Source organism: Prauserella endophytica (assembly GCF_005146945.1).
GTDB lineage: Bacteria > Actinomycetota > Actinomycetes > Mycobacteriales > Pseudonocardiaceae > Prauserella_A > Prauserella_A endophytica.
The window spans coordinates 1-19,058 of the sequence record NZ_SWMS01000026.1 but is presented as its reverse complement, the minus strand read 5'-3'; the positions used below and the strand labels follow the sequence as shown (position 1 = coordinate 19,058).

Genomic DNA, 19,058 nt, shown 5'->3' with positions numbered 1-19,058 from the left:
GAATCCGACCGCGGGCGCTGCACCACTTCCCAGTTTAGCCCGTGGCCTGTCACTCAGCCGAACCGGTTGCCGCCGCGTGTGGCGACTCGTCCGGCGTGACCGGCCGCTGGCCGGCGCCCGCCTCCGGAGCCGCGTCGCTGCGGATGTCGATCCGCCATCCGGTCAGCCGCGCGGCGAGGCGCGCGTTCTGCCCTTCCTTGCCGATGGCCAGGGACAACTGGAAGTCGGGGACGACGACCCGCGCCGTCTTGGCGCGCTCGTCCACGACCTTGACCGACACAACCTTCGCGGGCGAGAGCGCATTCCCGACGAAGCGGGCCGGGTCGTCGGAGTGGTCGATGATGTCGATCTTCTCACCACCGAGCTCGCTCATGACGTTGCGCACACGCGCGCCCACCGGACCGATGCACGCGCCCTTGGCGTTGACGCCGGGGACGGTCGACCGGACGGCGATCTTCGACCGGTGCCCCGCCTCACGTGCCACGGCCGCGATCTCCACCGTGCCGTCGGCGATCTCGGGGACCTCGAGCGCGAACAGCTTGCGGACGAGGTTCGGGTGCGTGCGCGACAACGTGATCTGCGGGCCCCGCGCGCTGCGCGACACCCCGACCACGTAGGCCTTGATCCGGCTGCCGTGCTGGTAGGACTCGCCGGGCACCTGCTCGGCGGCGGGCAGCACGCCCTCGGTGTCACCGACCTGGACGATCACCATGCCGCGGGCGTTGGCGCGCGCGTCACGCTGGATCACGCCGGCGACGATCTCGCCCTCCTTCGCGGAGAACTCGCCGTAGGTCTTCTCGTGCTCGGCGTCCCGGAGCCGCTGCAGGATCACCTGCCGCGCGGTGGTGGCGGCGATCCGGCCGAAGCCCTCGGGCGTGTCGTCCCACTCCTCGGCGACCTCACCGTTCTCGTCGAGGGTGCGCGCGAGCACGCGGACGTAGCCGGTCTTGCGGTCGATGTCGATCTTGGCGTGGGGCTGGTGGCCCTCGGTGTGCTTGTACGCCGTGAGGAGGGCGGTCTCGATCGCCTCCAGCACCGTGTCGAAGGGGATGTCCTTGTCGCGTTCGATCGCGCGCAACGCCGCGATGTCGACGTTCACCTCGACTCCTCCTTCGGTCCCGCGTTCTCGTCGATCTTGCCGCAGGCGTCGGCTTCCAGCAGCTTGAGCTCCTCCGCCGGGGGTTGCTTGAACTCGATCTCGATGACCGCCTTGGCCACGTCGGCGTAGCGGACGTCGCGGACGGTCCCGTCGACGAGCACCCGCGCCGAGTTCTCCCCCGCCTCGCCGACTCTGCCGACGAACTCGGCGCCCTCCGTGGGAGTGACGCGGACGAGGCGGAACTTCGCGCGGCGCCAGTGGCGCCGGGAGGTGAGTGGGCGGTCGACGCCCGGTGAGGTGACCTCGAGGGTGTACGCGCCCGCGATCAGGTGGTCGTGGGCGTCGAGCACCGCGGAGACCGCCCTGCTGACCTCGGCGACCTCGTCGAGGCCGACCCCGTCGTCGCCGTCGACGACGACCTTGACCAGCTTGCGCCTGCCTGCCTGCTGCACGTCGAGCGCGTCGAGATCGAAACCCGCGGCCGTGACGGCCTCGGCCACGACGGGCTCCAGCCGGCTGGCGAGTTCGTTGGGCACCGTGATGCTCCTGTTGTCCTATTCGAAGTGGTGGTCCAGCTTATCGTGCCGGGGCCGGGTCTCGCCGACCAGCAGGCACCGCCTGGCAGGATGGCTCACCGTGACCTCCCGTGCCCCGCTGAACCGGCGTGCCCTTCTGCGTGGCGCGGCGCTGGCCGCCCTGGCGATCCCCGTGGCGGCCACCGCCTCCGCCTGCGACACCGGTTACGACGACAGCCCCGACCCGCTGCTGCCCCTCCTCGAGCAGGCCGAGGCCGACGCCGCCGCGGCGAGCGCGCTCGCCGGATCGGACCCCGGCGTCGCCGAGCTCGCCCGCCAGGTGGCCACGGCGAGGACGACGCAGGCCGACGCGCTGCGCACCGAGGTAGACCGGCTCAACAAGCCGAGGCCAGAGCAGAGCACCCCGCCGTCGCGGAGCGTGGCCGACGTCGCGGCGCTGGCGCGGCGCCTCGCGGACGCGCGCGAGCGGGCCGCCGGGCTGGTGCCGGGGTTGCCGGCGTACCGCGCGGGCCTGGTCGGCTCGGTCGCGGCGGGCTGCGCCGCCGTGCAGCAGCTGGCGCCCGAGCTGGGGGCCGGGCAACCGGGCGAGGTGGAGCGGCCGTCGACCGGGTCGCTTCCTGCCGAGGCGGTGGACGCGCTGCAGCAGGCGCTCGCGGCCGAGCACGCGGCCGTGTGGGTGTACGGGCTCGTGAGCGCGTTCCTGCCCGCCGACTTCGAGAAGGGCCTCGGCGCGGGCGCCGCCGCGCACCGCGACCGCCGCGACGCGTGCGAGCGGGTGCTCACCGGCGCGGGCGCCGACCCACGACCGCCCGAGCCCGCCTACCCGCCGCCGGAGCCGGTGACCGACGAGGCGTCGGCGACCAGGCTGGTCGTCACGGCCGAGACCGACGCGGCCTCGGCGTGGCACGGCGTGCTGGAGCGCACCGACGACGCCGCGCTGCGCAGACTCGCCACCCAGGCCCTGATCGGCTCCGCCACCCGCTGCACGAGCTGGCGGATGGAGGCGGGCGAGCAGCCCGCCGCGGTGGCCCTGCCCGGCCGCACGTGACCCCACCCCGGCACCGGCCTGCCCCTACTCCGCGCCGCGGTGCTGTTTCAACGCAGTGAAGGCCACCATGCCTGCGCTCAACGCAGTGAAGGTGGCCTTCACTGCATTCGGGCGGGCCTGGTGGGTGGGTCAGGCGTGGGCGTCGGCCAGCCGGAGGGCGTCGGTGCCGATGCGCGCCAGCAGCTCGTCGTCGGTGTGGTCGGCGTAGAAGGCCGCCTCCACGATGGTCACCTCGGTGCCCTCGGCGCGGGACTCGTACTCGCCCTGCGCGACGTTCGGCGCACCGGGCAGCGACACCGTCTCGTCGCGGACGAGGTCGTTGACGTTGCCCGTGCCGTCGGTGTCGGTGACGGCCTTGAGCTGTTGCGCCCCGCCTGCGTCGGGCATGGTCACCACCACCACGGACACGAGCGCGCGGGCGTCGCCGCTCTCCGTGGTGTAGAGCGCGCGGGACACCTGCTCGCACGGGTGGTCGGCGAACCAGTCCGCGACGTCGCCGTAGGAGTTGCCGGCGCAGTCATCCGACACCTCGGGGCCCGCGACGGTGGTGTAGTCGAACTCGCCGCTGGTGAGCGGGTCCTCGGCCGCCTGCGTCGGTTCGGTGGGCGGCGGCTCCTCCCCCGGCGAGCGGACGAACCACCACACGAGCCCGGCCACGAGCGCGACGGCGACCAGGCCCGCGCCCCGCAGCAGCCTGCTCGGCCCTCCGCCACGGCTCGGCTGCTGCGGAGACTGCCGGAGTTGCCGCTGGGGTGGTGGCGGCGGATACTGCTGCCGGACCGCGCCCATCGGCGCGGTGTCGCTCACTCCGGGGTTGTACCGCTGCTGTCCAGCCACGCAACCGGACGGTAGTCGACGCGCGTCACGCCAGAGCGTCCAGCACCCGCTCGACGTCCTCGACGGTGTTGTAGAGGTGGAAACCGACGCGAATCCGGCCCGCTCGCAGGCTCGCCCTCACCCCCGCCTCGCTCAGGCGCGGCCCCGCGTTCTCCACGGCCAGTGCGACGATGGCGCTGCCGGCGGGCGGCAGGCCGAGCCCGGACCGGAGACGGTCGGCGAGTCCCGTGCAGTGGGCGTGGACGGCCTTGCGGTCGAGCGAGGTGAGGTACCGCAGCGACACCGCGGCACCGGCGAAGCAGAGCCAGGCCGGGGAGAGGTCGTAGCGGCGCGGGCCCTCGGCGAGCCGCAGGGGCAGCCCGTAGACGGCCTGCCAGGGGTCCTCGCCCGCGTACCAGTTGGCGGCGACGGGCACGCCGCGCTCCAGCACGCGCGGGTGCACGGCGAGCCACGCGGCCCCTCGCGGCGCGAGCAGCCATTTGTACGAACCACCGACAACCCAGTCGGCCCACTCCAGTTCCAGCGGCAGCCAGCCCGCCGCCTGGGTCACGTCGAGCAGCACGGGGACACCGGCGGACGCGGCGGAGTCGCGCAGCGCGGCGAGGTCCACCAGGGCGCCGTCCGCCGACTGCGCCACGCTCACGGCGACGAGATCGTGTCCCTCCACTGTGGACGGAAGGTCGGCGAGGGGAACCTCCCGAACGGTGACGCCGCGGTGCCGATGCGCCGCGAACGGGAAGGTGACGCTCGTGAACTCCTGCTCGGCCACGAGCACACTGGCGCCGTCCGGAAGGCCCGCGGCGACCACCGAGATCGCCTGCGACACGCTCCCGCCGATGGCGACCCGGTCGGCTGGCACGCCGGTGAGCGTCGCGAACCCCTCCCGCGAGGTGTGCACGGCGGCGTCGAAGTCGGGCGGCGCGTCCGCGCCGGTCCGCCAGCGCGCGACCGTTTCGGCGACGGCGTCGGCGACGTGGGCTGGTGGGATGCCGATGCTGGGCGTGTTGAGGTAACCGGGCGGGACGTCGAAGTCCGCGTCGAAGGCATGCCGCATGCCACCGACACTAGCCGCGTTCGAGGAAGGGACCGAAGAGATCGGGAACGGCCGACTCGGCGAAGGCGAGCCCGTCGCTCTCGCCGACGTCGTGGACCGAGTAGGCGCCCGTGCCGGCCGCGGTGGTCGCCGTGAGGGTCAGCAGGCCCTTGCGGCGCTGGAAGATCGACTGCCGGGCCGTCCAGCCGATCACCCCGCGGCGTTGCAGCGCGACCGTGCCCCGGCGCACCGTGCCGCTGCGTGCGACGAGGTAGTCGCCGGTGAGACCGTGGCCGAGGTTGCGGTAGGCGTCGATCGCGAGCACGACGGCGACCGGGACGAGCACGACCGCGCAGATCCACGCCAGGTGCAGCAGCACCTCCACCGAGAGCAGCCAGCCCAGCACGAGCAGCGGCGCCACCACCGCGGCGACGCACGCGAGGCCCCAGCGGATCCGCCTGCCGCGCGCCGCGACCGGGTGCGGCCGCAGCCGGACCGCCGAGGTCGGCGACACGTCCTCACGCAGAACCTCCGCCGCCACACGGTCCGCCACGTGCCTCGGCGCCGAGGGCAGCAGGGTCTTGTGGTCGGTCTTCTCGCTCTCCTTCTGCTTCGCCAGGCCCGTCGCGACGGCGTCGACCCTGGCCGCGCCCACGAGCCGGTTGCCGAGCGGCTCGACGAGCTCGACGCCGCGCAGCCGCCGCTCCTCCAGCGAGATGGAGCGGGACGTGAGCAGTCCCCTGCGCACCCGCAGGGTGCCGCCGGGTTCCCGTTCGAGGCGGTACTGCCACCACATCTCCACGAACAGCCCGGTCGCGCCGATGACGCCGACGACCATGCCGATCACCACGAGCACGAGGATGGCCGCCACCAGCGGCAGGTCCCGCATCCGGTCGATCGTCCAGGTGATCACGCCCTCCTGCAGGCCGAACCATTCGGCCACCTGGAGCACGGCGCCGAACGCCGCGACGCCGAGCGTGGGCGTCACGAAGGACATCGGCGCGAAGCGGACCCAGCCGAGGTCGATGGCCGCAAGCACACCGTTGCGGCGACCGTCCCCTGTCCCGGAGGGGGTGCGGTCGAGCAGCTCCGTCCGCAGCCGCTCCCCCTCGGCCTTGCTCACCGGGTACAGCGCCAGCGAGGTTCCCGTTCCGGTCTGCTCGCCCGTACCGATCTTGACGGTCACCAGGCCGAAGAACCGCAGCAACAGGTTCGCGGTGAGGTCGACGCTGCGGATGCGCTCGCGGGAGAGCGAGCGGCGCGAGCGCACGAGGATGCCCTTGTGCAGCTCGACGCGGTCGGTCAGCACGCGGTAGCGGGTCTTGTGCCAGCGCAGGTGGTCGGCGAGCGCCACCACGCCGACGATCAGCAGCGCGGCCGGCACGATTATGGCCAACGCGAGCCGGGGCGAGGTCGCGCCGCCGACACCGATACCGGTCGGCACCCCGGCGACGACGCACACGCCCGCGGCGTTGAGGGTGTTGACGATGACGGTGCGCCGGTCGAGCCGTTGCCAGGCGACCTCGGAGGTCGTCACGTGGCATCACCGGGTGTCGCGTGCGTGGTCTCGGTCAGCTGCCGCACGAGGTCCGAGGCCAGCTCGTGGTCCAGACCGGGGATCTTCACGGCGCCCTTGGCCGATGCGGTGGTGACCGTGACGGTCGCCAGCCCGAAGTACTGCTCCAGCGGCCCGCGCTGGGTGTCCACGGTCTGGATGCGCGACATCGGCGCCACGCGCCACTCCTGCCACACCGCGCCCGTGCGGGTGTAGACGGCCTCGTCGGTGACCTCCCAGCGGTGCACGCGGTACCACCACAGCGGCATGCCGATCGCGAGCGGCACGATCACCACCATGATCGCCACCGCGGGAGCGAGCAACCAGAACCGCGCTCCCGGCAGCAGGATGCCGAGCACCACGAGCACCAGCACGGGAACCGCCCAGAACACGAGGATTCCGGCGCGCCACCACGCCACGGCCCTGCGGTCGACCTGATTGCGCGGAGGGCGCAGCCGCAGCCGGGCGCCCTCCCCCTGAGACGTCCCCGACACCCGATTCCTCCCGGTTCCCCCTACGAGTGGCTGGAGGTTAGCACCTCCGCCAGTGCTGGGAGTGCGATGTTGCGGCCCGACACCACGACCACGACCGGGTGCTCCGTGTGGACCTTCCCGGCCAGCACCGCGGCGAGCGCGGCGGCGCCCGCGCCCTCGGCGACGAGGCCGTGCGCGCTCGCGAGGTGCCGCAGCGCCGCGTGCAGTTCGGGCTCGGTGACGGTAAGCAGCTCGTCGACGTGCTTGGCGACGAGGTCGATCGTCACCGAGCCCGGTTCGAGGTTCGCGGCGATGCCGTCGGCGAGCGTGGGACCGACCTCGATCGGCACCTGGTGGCCCGCGCGCACGGCCGCCGCCATGGAGGGAGCGGCGGCGGACTCGACGCCGACGAGCCGGACGTCGTCGCGGCCGGCCGCCCACAGCCCGATGCCGGAGATCAGCCCGCCACCGCCGACGGCGCAGACGACCGTGAGCGGGCCGGAGGTCTGCGTGGCCAGCTCGTGGCCGAGCGTGCCCTGGCCGGCGATCACGTCGGGGTCGTTGTACGGGGACACGTACCGGGCGCCGCGGGCGGCGAGTTCCAGCGCGTGTGCCTCCGCCTCGGCGTAGGAGGATCCGGTGCGCACCAGCTCGACGTCGAAGGCCCGCAGGGCGGCGACCTTCGCGGGTGAGGCGTTGCCGGGCACCACGACGGTGGCGCGCCTGCCCAGCCGCGTGGCGGCGAACGCGACGCCGAGCCCGTGGTTGCCGGCCGAGGCGGTGACCACGTGGTCGTCCTGCCCGGCACCGGCCAGCGCGGTGAGCGCGCCACGCACCTTGAACGAGCCGGTGGGCTGCATGGTCTCCAGCTTGAGCGCGGGACCGGCCGGCGCAGTCACGAGCGGGGTCGGCGGCAACGTCGCGCGGACGATCTCCCACGCGCGCTCGACGTCCTGCGGAACCGGGGTGCGTACCTCACGATGTGCCATGTGCTCAGCCTGCGCCCGGCGGCAGGGTCGCTACCAGGGCGGGCTTCTACGGCTGAGCGTAAGCTTTCGTTGTGCTCGATCCTCGTCGGCTACGGCTGCTGCGCGATGTCGCGAGAACCGGCTCCATCGCCGGTGCGGCGCAGCGGGACGGCCGCACGGCCGCGGCGGCGTCGCAGCAGCTCGCCGCGCTGGAGCGGCAGACCGGCGTGCGGCTGCTCGAACGCGGCGCCCGCAGCGTGCGGCTCACCGAGGCTGGCCGGGTGCTGGCGGAGCACGCCGACCGGGTTCTGTCCGAACTGGACAGTGCGGAGCAGGCGCTGCTGTCCGTGGCGGGTCTGCGCGGCGGCAGGTTGCGGGTGTCGGTGTTCGGCACGGCGGCCGGTTTCACCGTCCCGGCGCTGGGCGCGTTCCAGCGGCGCCATCCCGGAGTGGAGCTGACGTTCGTGGAGCTGGAGCCCGAGGAGGCCGTGCCGGCCGTGCGCGCGGGCGAGGTGGACCTTGCCGTGACGCACCAGTACGCCCAGCTGCCCAAGCCGGACCTGCGCGGGCTGCGGCAGACGCCGCTGCGCAGCGAACGGCTGCTGCTCGCCGTGCCCCCGAGCCTGCGCCCCGGCGACGAGAGCCCGGTGCGGCTGCGTGACTACGCGGGCGCGCGGTGGATAGCTCCCCGTCCGGTCGCCGGTTTCCAGGCGGTGGTGGAGCTGACGTGCCGGGCGGCGGGGTTCGAGCCGAAGGTCGGTTTCCGCACGGACAACTTCGACACGATGCGGACCCTCGTGGCCGCGGACTTCGGCGTCGCGCTGGTGCCGGAGCCGGCGGCGGTGCCGACGCAGGGCGTGACGTTCCTCGAGGTGGCCAGGCCGACGCGGCTGGCGCGGGAGGTGCACGCGACCACGCGCGCGGGCAGCACCTCACCAGCCGTCGAGCAGCTGCTGGAGTTGCTGGTGGAGCGGGTCAGCGCCCCGGGCGGGTCAGCCCCTCGCCGGCGGCGCCCCGGCTGAGCACGATCTCGTCGGTGCGCCGCAGCGCCTCGGCGCGGCGGGCGTCCGGCGCGGCGGCGGTGAGGTCGGTGAGCCGGATCGGAGGGCCCAGCTCCACGAGCGTCGGGACGTACTCGGCGGAGGTGACCCGCCAGGTCCCGTCCTCGCGCGTGAACTCGAACCGCGACGCGATGCCCTCCTCGGACACGCCCTTCGGTTCCTCGTGCCGGGCCACCGAGTTGCCGTGGCCGTAGGCGACCCACTTGTCGCCGATGCGCTCGATGGGCTGCACGACGTGGGCGTGGTGGCCGAGGATCAGGTCGACGGAGCCGCCGGTGAGCAGCTGTTCGGCCAGCTCCCGCTGCTCCTGTGTCGGATCGTGGACGTACTCCTCGCCCCAGTGCAGGCTCGCGAGCACCACCTCGGCGCCGGCCTCGCGGGCGGCGCGCGCGGCCTCGGTCACGGCCTCGGCGTCGAGCGGGTTCGACATCCACGGCTTGCCGTCGGGCAGCTCGAAGCCGTTGAAGCCGAACGTGAACGAGACGTGGCCGACCTTGACGCCCCCGACGTCGTAGACGAGCGGGGTCGCGGCCTCCCGCTCGGTGCGGGCGGAGCCCGTGTGCCGCAGCCCGGCCTCGTCGAGCGCGTCGAGCGTGTGCGTGACGCCCTCCTCGCCCTGGTCGAGGACGTGGTTGGAGGCCGTGGAGCAGCCGTCGTAGCCGACGTCGGCGAGGTCGCCCGCCAGCTCGGGCGGCGAGCTGAACTGTGGGTAGCCGCTGTAGGGGCCACCGTCAAGGGAGAGCGGCACCTCCAGGTGGCACAGGGCGAGGTCGGCGCCGGACACGAGCGGTCGCACGCCCTCGAAGAGCGGTCCGTAGTCGAAGTCGTCGGCTTCCCCGCCCGCCTCGGCGGCGGCCTGGTCGGTCAGCGGCGGGTGGATGAGCACGTCACCGGTGGCGACGACGCTGAACGACTCCGGCCGCGCACTCGTCGACGGCGGCGCGCTCGCCTCCGGTGACGGCTGGACGGGCTTCTGCTCGGCGGGCGGGGAGCTGCAGGCGCCTGCCACGAGCGCCACGCCCAGTACCGCACACGCGGCACGACGCATCATCGATCAGCCTTTCGGGGACGGCGTCGCCATCCTGCCCGGTTACCCCGCGTGATCAGGACGTGGTCAGGTGAGCGTCTGCCACCAGGCCTCGACCTGCTGGGCGCCTCGCTGGGCGGCGACGTCGATCCGCTCCCCAGGACGTGGGATCGCCATGGTCACTCCCCGTGCCTTGGCTTCCTTCCACGCCCGGTCCACCGGGTCGGTCCAGCCGTGCGGGGCCAGGTTGAACGTGCCCCAGTGCACCGGGACGAGCAACCCGCCGCGCACGTCGACGTGGGCCGCGACCCCTTCCTCCGGGAGCATGTGGATGTCGGGCCAGCTGGGTGCGTAGGCGCCGATCTGGATGAGCGTCGCGTCGAACGGGCCGTGCTCGCGCCCGATGTCGGCGAAGCCGGGGAAGTAACCGGTGTCGCCGCTGTAGAAGACCCGGTGCCGGGGCCCGGCGATCGTCCACGAGGCCCACAGCGTGTTGTTGCGCTTGAAGCCCCGTCCGGAGAAGTGCTGGGCAGGCGTGGCGACCAGCCGCACGCCCGCCACCTCGGTCTCACCTCCCCAGTCGAGCTCGACGATGCGGGACTCGGGCACCCGCCAGCGCCGCAGGTGGGCCCCGACGCCCAGCGGAACGACGAATGGCGCGTCCTGCAACCTCGTGAGCCTGCGCACCGTGGGCATGTCGAGGTGGTCGTAATGGTCATGAGAGATCACGATGGCGTCGAGCCGGGGCAGGTCCTCGAGCCGGTGCGGCACCGGGTGCAGACGGCGCGGGCCGAGCAGCCGCGACGGTGACGCGCGGTCGCTCCACAACGGATCGAGCAGCACCCGCACTCCGTCGAGCTCGACGAGCGTCGAGGCGTGGCCGAACCACGTGAGGTGCAGCCCCTCCGGGGGTGGGGTGCCGTCCGCGGCCAGCAGCGGCACGGTGCCTGCCGGGCGCCGCTGCCGCCCGCCGAAGAGGAACTCGCGCAGCGCGGCCTTGCCGCTGCCGGGCGGCAGCCAGCGCGGCGGAGCGGTGTTGCGGAACGCGCCGTCGCGGTACTGCGGCGAGTCCAGCAGCGACTCCGCCACCGGACGGCCGCCGAGCGCCGGAAGTACCCCTCGGGCGGCCAGCGCCGTTCCCACCGCGACGAACGTGCCCACTCCCGCGGCCACCACCGCGCGGATCCTCGCCATGTGCCAGTCCTTTCCCCTCGCCTGCCGGAATCAACGCGTGATCGGCGCGAGGTGTTCCGGCCGCTGCCCGGTCACGACTTCCGCCGCTACCCTCGCCCCCCGGCTACTCTCGATCCCATGGACGCGCTGGGCCGCCTGCTCGACGGGCCGAGGGCACACGGCGCCTTCGTGCTGAGGGCACTGCTCGACCCGCCGTGGTCGATCCACGTGCGGGACCGGTCGCCGCTCACGCTCGTCGCGGTGGCGACGGGCGAGGCGTGGCTCGTGCCCGGCGACGGCGAGGCGGTGCGGCTGCGGGAGAACGACATCGCCCTGGTGCGCGGGCCGGAGCCGTACACGGTCGCCGACGACCCGGCCACCGAGCCGACGGTGATCGTGCATCCCGGGCAGCGCTGCACGACGCCGGACGGCGAGGAACTGTGTGAGGTGCTGCGGCTCGGGGTGCGCACGTGGGGCACCGGGGGTGACACGACGCTGCTCGTCGGCGCCTACGAGCTGCCGGGGGCGATCAGCCGGCGGCTGCTCGCGGCGTTGCCGGAGCGCCTGGTGCTGCCGCACGCGGAGTGGGAGTCGCCGCTGGTCCCGTTGCTGGCGGCCGAGATCGGCCGGGAGGAGCCGGGGCAGACCGTGGTGCTGGACCGGCTGCTGGACCTGCTCGTCATCACGGCGCTGCGGACGCATCTCGCCCGTGCGGACGCGGCGGGAAGTGCCTGGTACCACGCGCACAGCGACCCGGTGGTCGGCCACGCGCTCCGGCTGCTGCACGACAACCCCGCGCTGCCGTGGACGGTCGCCACGCTGGCGGCGAAGACGGGCGTGTCGCGGGCGGTGCTGGCGCGGCGGTTCACCGAGCTCGTGGGCGAGTCGCCCATGGCGTACCTGACGGGCTGGCGGCTTGCGCTGGCCGCCGACCTGCTACGCGAGCCGGACACGACCGTCGACGCGGTGGCCCGCAAGGTGGGCTACGGCAGCGCCTTCGCGCTCAGCACGGCGTTCAAGCGGGTCCGCGGCGTCAGCCCGCAGCAGCATCGCGACAGCACGGTGAGCTCCGTCGGCTGAGCGGGAAAGTCGGTGCCCGGTGCCATACTGCCGATCATGGACGTGGCCTCGTGGATCAGCGCGCTCGACGAAGCGGGCACCAGGCTCGCCGACACCGCGGAACGCACGGGTCTCGACGCCGACGTGCCGCCCTGTCCCGGCTGGCGGGTGCGGGACGTGCTGCGGCACACCGGCGGCGTGCACCGCTGGGCCACCACGTTCGTCGCGACCGGCCGCACCGAGCCGCTCCCGCTCGCCAACGCCGAGGACATCGTCGACGAGCTTCCCGGCGACGAGGAGCTGGTGCCGTGGTTCCGCGACGGGCACGCCGCGCTCGTCGCCGCGTTGCGCGCGGCACCGGAGGATCTGCAGTGCTGGACCTTCCTCAAGGCCGCGTCCCCGCTCGCCCACTGGGCGCGCCGCCAGGCCCATGAGACGACGGTTCACCGCGTGGACGTGGAGTCGGCGGCGGGCGCGGTGACCCCGGTGGACCCGGGCCTGGCCGCCGACGGCGTCGACGAGCTGCTCGCCTGCTTCGGCGTGCGCTCGCGGCGGCTGCGCCTCGACCCGCCGCGCACGCTGCACGTCCACGCCACCGACACCGGCGACCACTGGACGGCGCGGATCAGCACCGAGCGCGCGGTGGTGACCCGTGCCGAGCCCGAGGACAGTGCCGACAGCACGGTGCGCGGACCGGCCGAGCTGCTGTACCTCTCGCTGTGGAACCGGGCGCCGCTGCGCGGGCTGGAGGTCACCGGCGACGACACGGTCGTGGAGAAGTGGCCGCAGATCCACGCCATCCGGTGGTGAGACTCCTCAGCCGCGTTCCTTGAGCACGCGGCGCAGGATCTTGCCCGTCGGCGACTTGGGGATGGTGTCCACGAACTCGAGCGCCCGCACCTTCTTGTACGGGGCGACCCGCTCGGCGACCCAGCGGAGCACGTCGTCGGCCTCCACCCCCCGACGCGCCACGACGAACGCCTTCGGGGCCTCGCCGCCCTCCGCGTGCGGCACGCCCACCACGGCGGCGTCGAGCACGCCGGGATGGCTCAGCAGCACGGCTTCCAGCTCCGCCGGGGCCACCTGGTAGCCCTTGTACTTGATCAGCTCCTTGAGCCGGTCGACGATCCAGAACACGCCGTCGTCGTCGACGCGGGCGATGTCGCCGGTGTGCAGCCAGCCGTCGGTGATGGTGCTCGCGGTGGCCTCGGGGTTGTCGAGGTAGCCGAGCATCACCTGCGGCCCGCGCACGAGCAGCTCGCCGTCCTCGCCTGGTGCGACGTCGGTGTCGGTGCCCGGCTGCACGAGCCGCGCCTCGGTGTTCGGAGACAGCCTGCCGACGCTGCCCGCCGGGGTGGTGGCGAAGGCGTCGTCGTACACCTGGTGGGTGCCGGGGCTCGCCTCGGTCATGCCGTAGCCCTGGCGGATGCGGCAGCCGAGTCGTCGCTCGGCGCGCTCGGTGACCTCGACGTCGAGCGGGGCGGCGCCGCAGAAGGCGTACCGCAGCGCGGAGAGGTCGTAGTTCTCCACGTCCGGCGCGTTCGCCAGCGCCAGCACCATCGGAGGCGCGAAGTAGGCGCGGGTGACGCGGTGCTCGGCGAGCGCCGCGAGGTAGGCGTCCGGCTCGAACCTCGGGAGTGTCAGCACGGTCGCGCCGCCGAGCAGCCCGGAGTGCAGGATGATCGTGAAGCCGTAGATGTGGAAGAACGGCAGCACGGCGGCCTGCACGTCGCCGGGCCCGACCCGCCAGCCCGCCCGCGTCTGCACGAGGTTGGCGACGAGGTTGCGGTGGGTCAGCCGCACGCCCTTGGCGGCGCCCGTGGTGCCGCTGGAGAACGGCAGCACGGCCACGGCCGTTTCCGGGTCGAGGTCGAGCCGCGGTGCGGCGTTGCCCCCGGCGAGCAGCTCCGCGAAGGGGCGGGCACGCTCGTGCTCGCCGAGAACGTAGACGTGCTCGATGCCGTGCTCGCGGGCGACGTCGGCGGCCTTTTCCGCGACGGGCTCCGCCGTGACGAGCACCTTCGCGCGCGAGGCTCGCAGCTGCTTGCCGATCTCGCCTGCCGTGAGCACGGGGTTCATCGGCGTCACCGCCGCGCCCGCGCCGAGGGCGGCGTGCACCGCGAGCGCGTAGCGCGGCTGGTTGTGGCTGAGCAGGCCGACGACGTCGCCGGGGCCCACGCCGAGGGCGGCGAGCCCGCCCGCGCCCGCCTCGGCGCCCTCGGCCAGCTCGGCGTAGGTGAGCGTCTCCCCCGTCACGCCGTCGACGAGAGCGGGCTTGTCGCCGTGGCGCCCGGCCGTGCCGAGCACCAGCTCGGTGAGCGTGCCGCCGGGGATCTCCACATCGGGAAGGGGACTGCGGTAGATCAAGGTGACTCCTCGTCGAGCCGGGGGTGTCGGGAACGCAGAACTCGCGGTCCTGAACGGGGAACTCGCGGTCGGGAGCGGGGAACTCGCGGTCGGGAGCGGGGAACTCGCGGTCGGGAGCGGGGGACTCGCGGGTGGTCAGGCGTAGAAGCGGAACACCAGCTGGGCGACGCAGGCGGGCTTGTCGCCGTTCTCGATCCCGACCACGACGTCGACGGTCAGCTGCAGGCCGTTGCCCGCCACCTCCTCCACGTCGGCGAGCTTCGCCGACAGGCGCACTCGCGAGCCCGCGCGAACGGGCGAGGGGAAGCGGACCTTGTTGAGCCCGTAGTTGACCTTCGTGGTCACGCCCTCCACCTCGAGCAGATCGGTCCACAGTGGAATGATCAGCGAGAGCGTGAGGTACCCGTGCGCGATCGTGCCGCCGAACGGACCCTCCTTGGCCTTCTCGGCGTCCACGTGGATCCACTGGTGGTCGCCGGTCGCGTCGGCGAACGTGTCGATGCGGTCCTGGCCGACCTCGATCCAGTCGCTGACCCCGAGCTCGGTTCCGGCCAGCTTGGCGACCTCGTCGAACGTGACCTTCAGAGTCTTCACAGTCGTCGTTCCTCCTCCAGGCCGAGCGCGCGCACGGCGTTGTCCTTGAGAATCTTGGGCCGCACGTGCGGTTTGATGTCGAGCTTGCCGAAGTCGGCCAGCCACCGGTCCGGCGTGATGAGCGGGTAGTCGGAGCCGAAGAGCACCTTGTCCTGCAGCAGGCTGTTGGCGTAGCGCACGAGCTGCGGCGGGAAGTACTTGGGCGACCAGCCGGACAGGTCGATGTAGACGTTCGGTTTGTGCGTGGCGACGGCCAGCGCCTCGTCCTGCCACGGAAACGAGGGGTGGGCCATGATGATCGTCAGATCGGGAAACGCCACGGCCACCTCGTCGAGCAGCATCGGGTTCGACAGCCCGAGCTTGATCCCTCCCCCACCGCGCATCCCGGCGCCGATGCCTGTCTGTCCAGTGTGGAACAGCGCGGGCACGCCGAGTTCCTGCGCCACCTCCAGCAGCGGGTAGGCGCTGCCGTCGTTGGGCGCGAAGTCCTGCAGACTCGGGTGGAACTTGATGCCGCGCATCCCGTGGCCCGTCACCAGCTCGCGGAATCGCCGCGCGCCCGCCGCGCCCTTCGCCGGGTCTACGCTCGCGAACGGGATGAGCACGTCCGCGTGCTCGGCCGCGGCACGGGCGATCTCCTCGTTCGACAGCGGCGGGTGGCCGGTTGCGGCCTCGATGTCGACGGTGAAGACGACGGCGCCGATGTTGCGCTCGCGGTAGTGCGTGGCGATCTCCGGCAGGGTCGGCGCCCGGTGGTCGGCCGAGAAGTACTTGGCCGAGGCCTCCAGGAAGTCGTCCGGCAGGGAGAGGTGCCCGTGCACGTCGGTCTCCACGTGCACGTGAACGTCGATGGCGTCGAGCTTCGTGTGGTCCATGGTGTTCACTCTGCTCACTGTGAGGGCGGTTCGGGCAGTTTCTCGCCGACGCTCTCCGGTTCGGCGCCGACCGTGGTGGGCCACGCCAGCGCGATCGCGTCGGCGCTCCAGCCGCCGTCGGCGTAGGCCGAGGCGAGAAGCTTCGGATGTGACCACAACGAGAGCCGGTCGCCGCCGATACCGATGCACTGGCCGGTGACGTCCTTCGCGGCGTCCGAGGCGAGGAACGCGACGAGGCCAGCCGCGTCCTCGGGGCTGCCGAAGGCGAGCGCCTGCCGGGCGAAGCGCGGCATCGGCTCCCCGGCGCGCATCGCGTCGACGTAGCCCTTGAGCGCGGGGGTGGTCTCCGTCATGGCGGTGGCGGCGACGGGGATGACGGCGTTGACGGTGATCCCGGCGCGCGCGAGCTCCATCGACCAGGTCCTGGCGAACGCGGCGATGCCGGCCTTGGCGGCGGAGTAGTTGGTCTGGCCGAAATTGCCGCGCTGACCCGCGGGCGAGCCGACGAGCACGAGCCGCCCACCCTCGCCCTGTTCGCGCATGCGTCGCACCGCCGCTCGCGCGCAGGTGAAGGTGCCGCGCAGATGGACGTTGATCACCGTGTCGAAGTCGTCGTCCGACATCTTCCAGAGCACCTTGTCCCGCAGCACGCCCGCGTTGGTGACGAGGATGTCGAGCCTGCCGAACTCGGAGACCGCACGTGAGACCAGCGCCTCGGCGGCCTCGGTGCCGCCGACGGCGGCGACCTCGGCCACGGCCGTGCCGCCCGCCTCGGTGAGCTCCTTGACGGCGGCCTCGGCGGTCGCGGCGTCCACGTCGTTGACCACGACGCGCGCACCCGCCGCGGCGAGTTCCTTGGCGTAGGCGAGACCGAGCCCGCGACCACTGCCGGTCACGATCGCGACCTTCCCGGTCAGGTCCATCGTTGACGCCTCCTTGATGTCAGGTTTCCTGATATAAAGGTGTACTCATTAACTGTTATGTTTGTCAATGGTTGTCTTTGCCAACTGACCGGGGAGCAGGAGATGACGCAGGAACCTCCGCCCGTTCCGTCGGGCCGGATCGGCTACCTGCTCGCGCGTGCGGGCGGCCGGGCGATTCGCAACCTCAACCGCGCGCTGGAGCCGTACGGCCTGCGCAGCAGGCACTACACGGTGCTGTCCGCCTCGGCCGAGCACGGTGGGCTCTCCCAGCGCGAGCTGGGGCTGGTGCTCGGCGCCGACCCGAGCGCGGTGGTCGCGCTCGTCGACGACCTGCAGCGGAAGGGCCTCGTGCGGCGGGACCCGCATCCGGAGGACCGGCGGACCCGCCTCGTCGTGGTCACCGAGGAGGGCGCCCGCACACTCGCCGAGACGCGGAAGCTGGCCCGCGGTGTTGACGACGAGCTCCTCGCGGACCTCGGCCCGGCCGAGAGGCGCACGCTGGAGGAACTACTGCTGCGCCTGCGCTGAGCCGAGGAACTCCCGCAGCCGCTCCAGCGGCCAGGTGTTGATCACGTCGTCCTTCGTGAGCCAGCCGCGCTGCGCCGTGCCGGCGCCGTAGCGCACGAAGCCGAGATGGTGCACCGCGTGCGCGTCGCTGTTGATGGCGAACCGCACCCCGAAGCGCTTGGCGAGCAGAATGTCCTCGTCGCGAAGGTCGAGCCGGTCGGGCGCCGAATTGATCTCCAGCGCGGTGCCGGTGCGGGCACACGCCCGGAACACCTCGGCGAGGTCGACGTCGACGGGCCCTCGCCTGCCGATGAGGCGCGTGGTGGGGTGGCCGATGACGTGCACGCACGGGTTCTCGGCCGCCCGCACCAGCCGCCGCGTGATCGTCGCGCGGTCCTGCGTGAAGTGGGAGTGGATCGAGGCGACGCAGAGGTCGAAGCCGCGCAGGAACGACTCCGGCCAGTCCACCTCGCCGTCGGGACCGATGTTCAGCTCGGTGCCGTGCAGCAGGCGCATCCCCGCGACCGTGCCGTCGAGCTTCCGCACCCGCTCTCGCTGGGCGAGGATCTTCTCGTCCGACATGCGCTGCATGGCCATGTCCGGCGCGTGGTCGGTGATCGCGTAGTAGGCGTAGCCGCGCGCGGCCGCCGCCCGCACCATGTCCTCCAGCGAGGCGACACCGTCGGTGAGGTCGGTGTGGGTGTGCAGGTCGCCGAGCAGATCCGTCTCGGTCACCAGCTCCGGCAGCTCGCCGCGCTGGGCGGCCTCGATCTCGCCCCGGTCCTCGCGCAGCGTGGGCGGGATCCACGGCAGGCCGAGGCGGTCGTACACCTCGTCCTCGGTCTCGGACACGATCAGCTCACCGGAGGCGGCGTCGAACAGGCCGTACTCGGAGAGCTTGAGCCCGGCGTGCACGGCCAGCACGCGGGTGCGCACGTTGTGGGCCTGCGAGCCGGTGAAGTACTGCAGTGCCGCGCCCCACGCGCTGGGGGGCACTACGCGCAGGTCGACCTGGAGCCCCTCGGCGGTGCGGATGGAGGTCTTCTTCTCCCCCGCCACGATCACCTCGGCCACCAGCGGCAGCTCGCGGAACGCGCGCATCAGCGGAGCCGAGTCATGGGCGGCGGCGAGCACATCGACGTCGCCGATGGTCTCCCGGAACCGGCGCAGCGACCCGGCGTGCTCGCACCGCTCGCAGCCCGGCACGGCCGAGAGCACGGCGACGATCTCGTCGGCGACCGCGAGGGCGGCGTCGAGCAGCACCCGTCCGCCCGACTGCCGCAGCAGCTCCACCCCGCGCAGGATGTTCTCCTCCGTGCGCAGGCCGAACCCCTTGAGCCCGCGCAGCCGCTCGCCGTGGATAGCGGCGACGAGTTCGTCGACCGAGGAGATGCCGAGGTCGTGGTAGAGCGCAGCGGCCTTCTTCGGGCCAAGAGTCGGGATGGCGACGAGCCTGCGGACGCCGTCGGGGATCTTCGCCCTGGCCTCCTCCACGGCGCGCACGCTGCCGGTGGCGAAGTACTCGGCGACCTTGTCGGCGATGGACTTGCCGACACCGGGAATGGCCCGCAGCGCCTTCGCGTCGAGCGTGGACACGTCCTCGTGGTGCCCGCCGATCGCGCGCGCGGCCTTCTCGTACGAGCGCACCTTGAACGCGTCGCCGCCGGTGATGGAGAGGAGGTCGGCGTACTCCTGGAACAGGTCTTCGACCTCGTCGTTCGGCCGAGCCATGCGCCCAGCCTACCCAGCCGCACTCGCTAGGGCCCGCTGCAGTGAAGGCCACCTTGCCTGCGCCCGCCCGTCTCCCTCCACCGCCCAGACGGAGACGCTGCGCGCCGCTGTGCCCGATTCCACGCAGTGAAGGATGCTCCTATAGAGGTCAAGTGGTGAGGTTGGCGAGGTCGGCTTGGATGGCGTGGTAGG

At 72.8% G+C, this 19,058-nt stretch carries 19 protein-coding genes; 5 read left to right on the top strand and 14 right to left on the bottom strand.

Annotation, left to right across the window (positions count from 1 at the left end):
• Window positions 1-49: 49 nt before the first annotated feature.
• Window positions 50-1,099, bottom strand: coding sequence for a transcription termination factor NusA (nusA, locus tag FCN18_RS31550; protein ID WP_112267257.1), 1,050 nt, complete (start codon window positions 1,097-1,099; stop codon window positions 50-52).
• Window positions 1,096-1,635, bottom strand: a complete 540-nt coding sequence (rimP, locus tag FCN18_RS31545; protein ID WP_112267259.1) for a ribosome maturation factor RimP — start codon at window positions 1,633-1,635, stop codon at window positions 1,096-1,098. Before rimP ends, nusA begins: the two co-directional genes overlap by 4 nt.
• A 100-nt stretch (window positions 1,636-1,735) precedes the next feature.
• Here rimP and FCN18_RS31540 point away from each other — a divergent pair, with 100 nt between their 5' ends.
• On the top strand, window positions 1,736-2,683 hold the full coding sequence (locus tag FCN18_RS31540) for a ferritin-like domain-containing protein (RefSeq protein WP_228714230.1): 948 nt from the start codon (window positions 1,736-1,738) through the stop codon (window positions 2,681-2,683).
• A gap of 129 nt (window positions 2,684-2,812) precedes the next feature.
• Here FCN18_RS31540 and FCN18_RS31535 read toward each other — a convergent pair whose 3' ends face one another.
• The 5 genes from FCN18_RS31535 to FCN18_RS31515 all read right to left on the bottom strand — a co-directional run bounded on the left by FCN18_RS31535 (window position 2,813) and on the right by FCN18_RS31515 (window position 7,570).
• The gene (locus FCN18_RS31535) at window positions 2,813-3,472 is read right to left on the bottom strand and encodes a hypothetical protein (RefSeq protein WP_407675805.1); all 660 of its coding nucleotides are present in this window, start codon (window positions 3,470-3,472) and stop codon (window positions 2,813-2,815) included.
• A 73-nt stretch (window positions 3,473-3,545) separates the two neighbouring features.
• Window positions 3,546-4,574: an aminotransferase class V-fold PLP-dependent enzyme gene (locus FCN18_RS31530; RefSeq protein ID WP_112267260.1), complete on the bottom strand. Its 1,029-nt coding sequence runs from the start codon at window positions 4,572-4,574 to the stop codon at window positions 3,546-3,548.
• A gap of 10 nt (window positions 4,575-4,584) precedes the next feature.
• Window positions 4,585-6,090 (bottom strand): PH domain-containing protein, encoded by a 1,506-nt coding sequence (locus FCN18_RS31525; RefSeq protein ID WP_137096793.1) that lies wholly within the window; start codon window positions 6,088-6,090, stop codon window positions 4,585-4,587.
• Entirely contained in the window at window positions 6,087-6,602 is a 516-nt protein-coding gene (locus tag FCN18_RS31520) for a PH domain-containing protein (RefSeq protein WP_228714228.1), read from the bottom strand. The genes FCN18_RS31525 and FCN18_RS31520 overlap by 4 nt, the downstream gene beginning before the upstream one ends.
• 20 nt (window positions 6,603-6,622) lie before the next feature.
• Complete coding sequence (locus tag FCN18_RS31515; RefSeq protein ID WP_112267264.1) at window positions 6,623-7,570, bottom strand: threonine ammonia-lyase; 948 nt, start codon at window positions 7,568-7,570, stop codon at window positions 6,623-6,625.
• Window positions 7,571-7,641: 71 nt separating this feature from the next.
• Here FCN18_RS31515 and FCN18_RS31510 point away from each other — a divergent pair, with 71 nt between their 5' ends.
• Complete coding sequence (locus tag FCN18_RS31510) at window positions 7,642-8,571, top strand: LysR substrate-binding domain-containing protein (RefSeq protein WP_112267266.1); 930 nt, start codon at window positions 7,642-7,644, stop codon at window positions 8,569-8,571.
• Here FCN18_RS31510 and FCN18_RS31505 read toward each other — a convergent pair.
• Both FCN18_RS31505 and FCN18_RS31500 read right to left on the bottom strand, forming a co-directional pair.
• Window positions 8,525-9,661 (bottom strand): CapA family protein, encoded by a 1,137-nt coding sequence (locus FCN18_RS31505; protein WP_137096792.1) that lies wholly within the window; start codon window positions 9,659-9,661, stop codon window positions 8,525-8,527. The two genes, FCN18_RS31510 and FCN18_RS31505, sit on opposite strands and share 47 nt — an antisense overlap.
• A 63-nt stretch (window positions 9,662-9,724) precedes the next feature.
• Window positions 9,725-10,831, bottom strand: coding sequence for an MBL fold metallo-hydrolase (locus FCN18_RS31500; RefSeq protein WP_137096791.1), 1,107 nt, complete (start codon window positions 10,829-10,831; stop codon window positions 9,725-9,727).
• Between the two features lie 117 nt (window positions 10,832-10,948).
• Here FCN18_RS31500 and FCN18_RS31495 point away from each other — a divergent pair, with 117 nt between their 5' ends.
• Both FCN18_RS31495 and FCN18_RS31490 read left to right on the top strand, forming a co-directional pair.
• Window positions 10,949-11,890: an AraC family transcriptional regulator gene (locus tag FCN18_RS31495; RefSeq protein ID WP_112267272.1), complete on the top strand. Its 942-nt coding sequence runs from the start codon at window positions 10,949-10,951 to the stop codon at window positions 11,888-11,890.
• Between the two features lie 36 nt (window positions 11,891-11,926).
• A complete protein-coding gene (locus FCN18_RS31490; protein WP_113644020.1) occupies window positions 11,927-12,679 on the top strand; it encodes a maleylpyruvate isomerase family mycothiol-dependent enzyme in 753 nt (250 codons plus the stop codon).
• A 6-nt stretch (window positions 12,680-12,685) separates the two neighbouring features.
• Here the strand turns inward: FCN18_RS31490 and FCN18_RS31485 are convergent, their stop codons facing one another.
• From FCN18_RS31485 to FCN18_RS31470, 4 genes are all read right to left on the bottom strand, one after another.
• Window positions 12,686-14,236, bottom strand: coding sequence for an AMP-binding protein (locus FCN18_RS31485; protein ID WP_137096790.1), 1,551 nt, complete (start codon window positions 14,234-14,236; stop codon window positions 12,686-12,688).
• Between the two features lie 135 nt (window positions 14,237-14,371).
• Entirely contained in the window at window positions 14,372-14,830 is a 459-nt protein-coding gene (locus FCN18_RS31480; protein WP_137096789.1) for a MaoC family dehydratase, read from the bottom strand.
• Window positions 14,827-15,705, bottom strand: a complete 879-nt coding sequence (locus FCN18_RS31475; protein ID WP_113644019.1) for an amidohydrolase family protein — start codon at window positions 15,703-15,705, stop codon at window positions 14,827-14,829. The genes FCN18_RS31480 and FCN18_RS31475 overlap by 4 nt, the downstream gene beginning before the upstream one ends.
• Before the next feature lie 14 nt (window positions 15,706-15,719).
• The gene (locus FCN18_RS31470) at window positions 15,720-16,628 is read right to left on the bottom strand and encodes an SDR family NAD(P)-dependent oxidoreductase (protein ID WP_137096788.1); all 909 of its coding nucleotides are present in this window, start codon (window positions 16,626-16,628) and stop codon (window positions 15,720-15,722) included.
• A 102-nt stretch (window positions 16,629-16,730) separates the two neighbouring features.
• Between FCN18_RS31470 and FCN18_RS31465 the strand changes: the two genes are divergently transcribed.
• Entirely contained in the window at window positions 16,731-17,156 is a 426-nt protein-coding gene (locus FCN18_RS31465; protein ID WP_137096787.1) for a MarR family winged helix-turn-helix transcriptional regulator, read from the top strand.
• On the opposite strand, the gene polX is transcribed toward FCN18_RS31465, so the two are convergent.
• Window positions 17,136-18,866, bottom strand: coding sequence for a DNA polymerase/3'-5' exonuclease PolX (gene polX / locus FCN18_RS31460; protein WP_137096786.1), 1,731 nt, complete (start codon window positions 18,864-18,866; stop codon window positions 17,136-17,138). The genes FCN18_RS31465 and polX overlap by 21 nt on opposite strands.
• Window positions 18,867-19,058 lie beyond the last annotated feature (192 nt).

Coding starts and splice junctions, on each gene's coding strand:
- polX (WP_137096786.1), bottom strand. CDS start 18,866: ATGGCTCGGCCGAACGACGAGGTCGAAGACCTGTTCCAGGAGTACGCC.
- FCN18_RS31500 (WP_137096791.1), bottom strand. CDS start 10,831: ATGGCGAGGATCCGCGCGGTGGTGGCCGCGGGAGTGGGCACGTTCGTC.
- FCN18_RS31465 (WP_137096787.1), top strand. CDS start 16,731: ATGACGCAGGAACCTCCGCCCGTTCCGTCGGGCCGGATCGGCTACCTG.
- FCN18_RS31490 (WP_113644020.1), top strand. CDS start 11,927: ATGGACGTGGCCTCGTGGATCAGCGCGCTCGACGAAGCGGGCACCAGG.
- FCN18_RS31515 (WP_112267264.1), bottom strand. CDS start 7,570: ATGGCACATCGTGAGGTACGCACCCCGGTTCCGCAGGACGTCGAGCGC.
- FCN18_RS31505 (WP_137096792.1), bottom strand. CDS start 9,661: ATGATGCGTCGTGCCGCGTGTGCGGTACTGGGCGTGGCGCTCGTGGCA.
- FCN18_RS31475 (WP_113644019.1), bottom strand. CDS start 15,705: ATGGACCACACGAAGCTCGACGCCATCGACGTTCACGTGCACGTGGAG.
- FCN18_RS31495 (WP_112267272.1), top strand. CDS start 10,949: ATGGACGCGCTGGGCCGCCTGCTCGACGGGCCGAGGGCACACGGCGCC.
- FCN18_RS31530 (WP_112267260.1), bottom strand. CDS start 4,574: ATGCGGCATGCCTTCGACGCGGACTTCGACGTCCCGCCCGGTTACCTC.
- FCN18_RS31535 (WP_407675805.1), bottom strand. CDS start 3,472: ATGGGCGCGGTCCGGCAGCAGTATCCGCCGCCACCACCCCAGCGGCAA.
- FCN18_RS31470 (WP_137096788.1), bottom strand. CDS start 16,628: ATGGACCTGACCGGGAAGGTCGCGATCGTGACCGGCAGTGGTCGCGGG.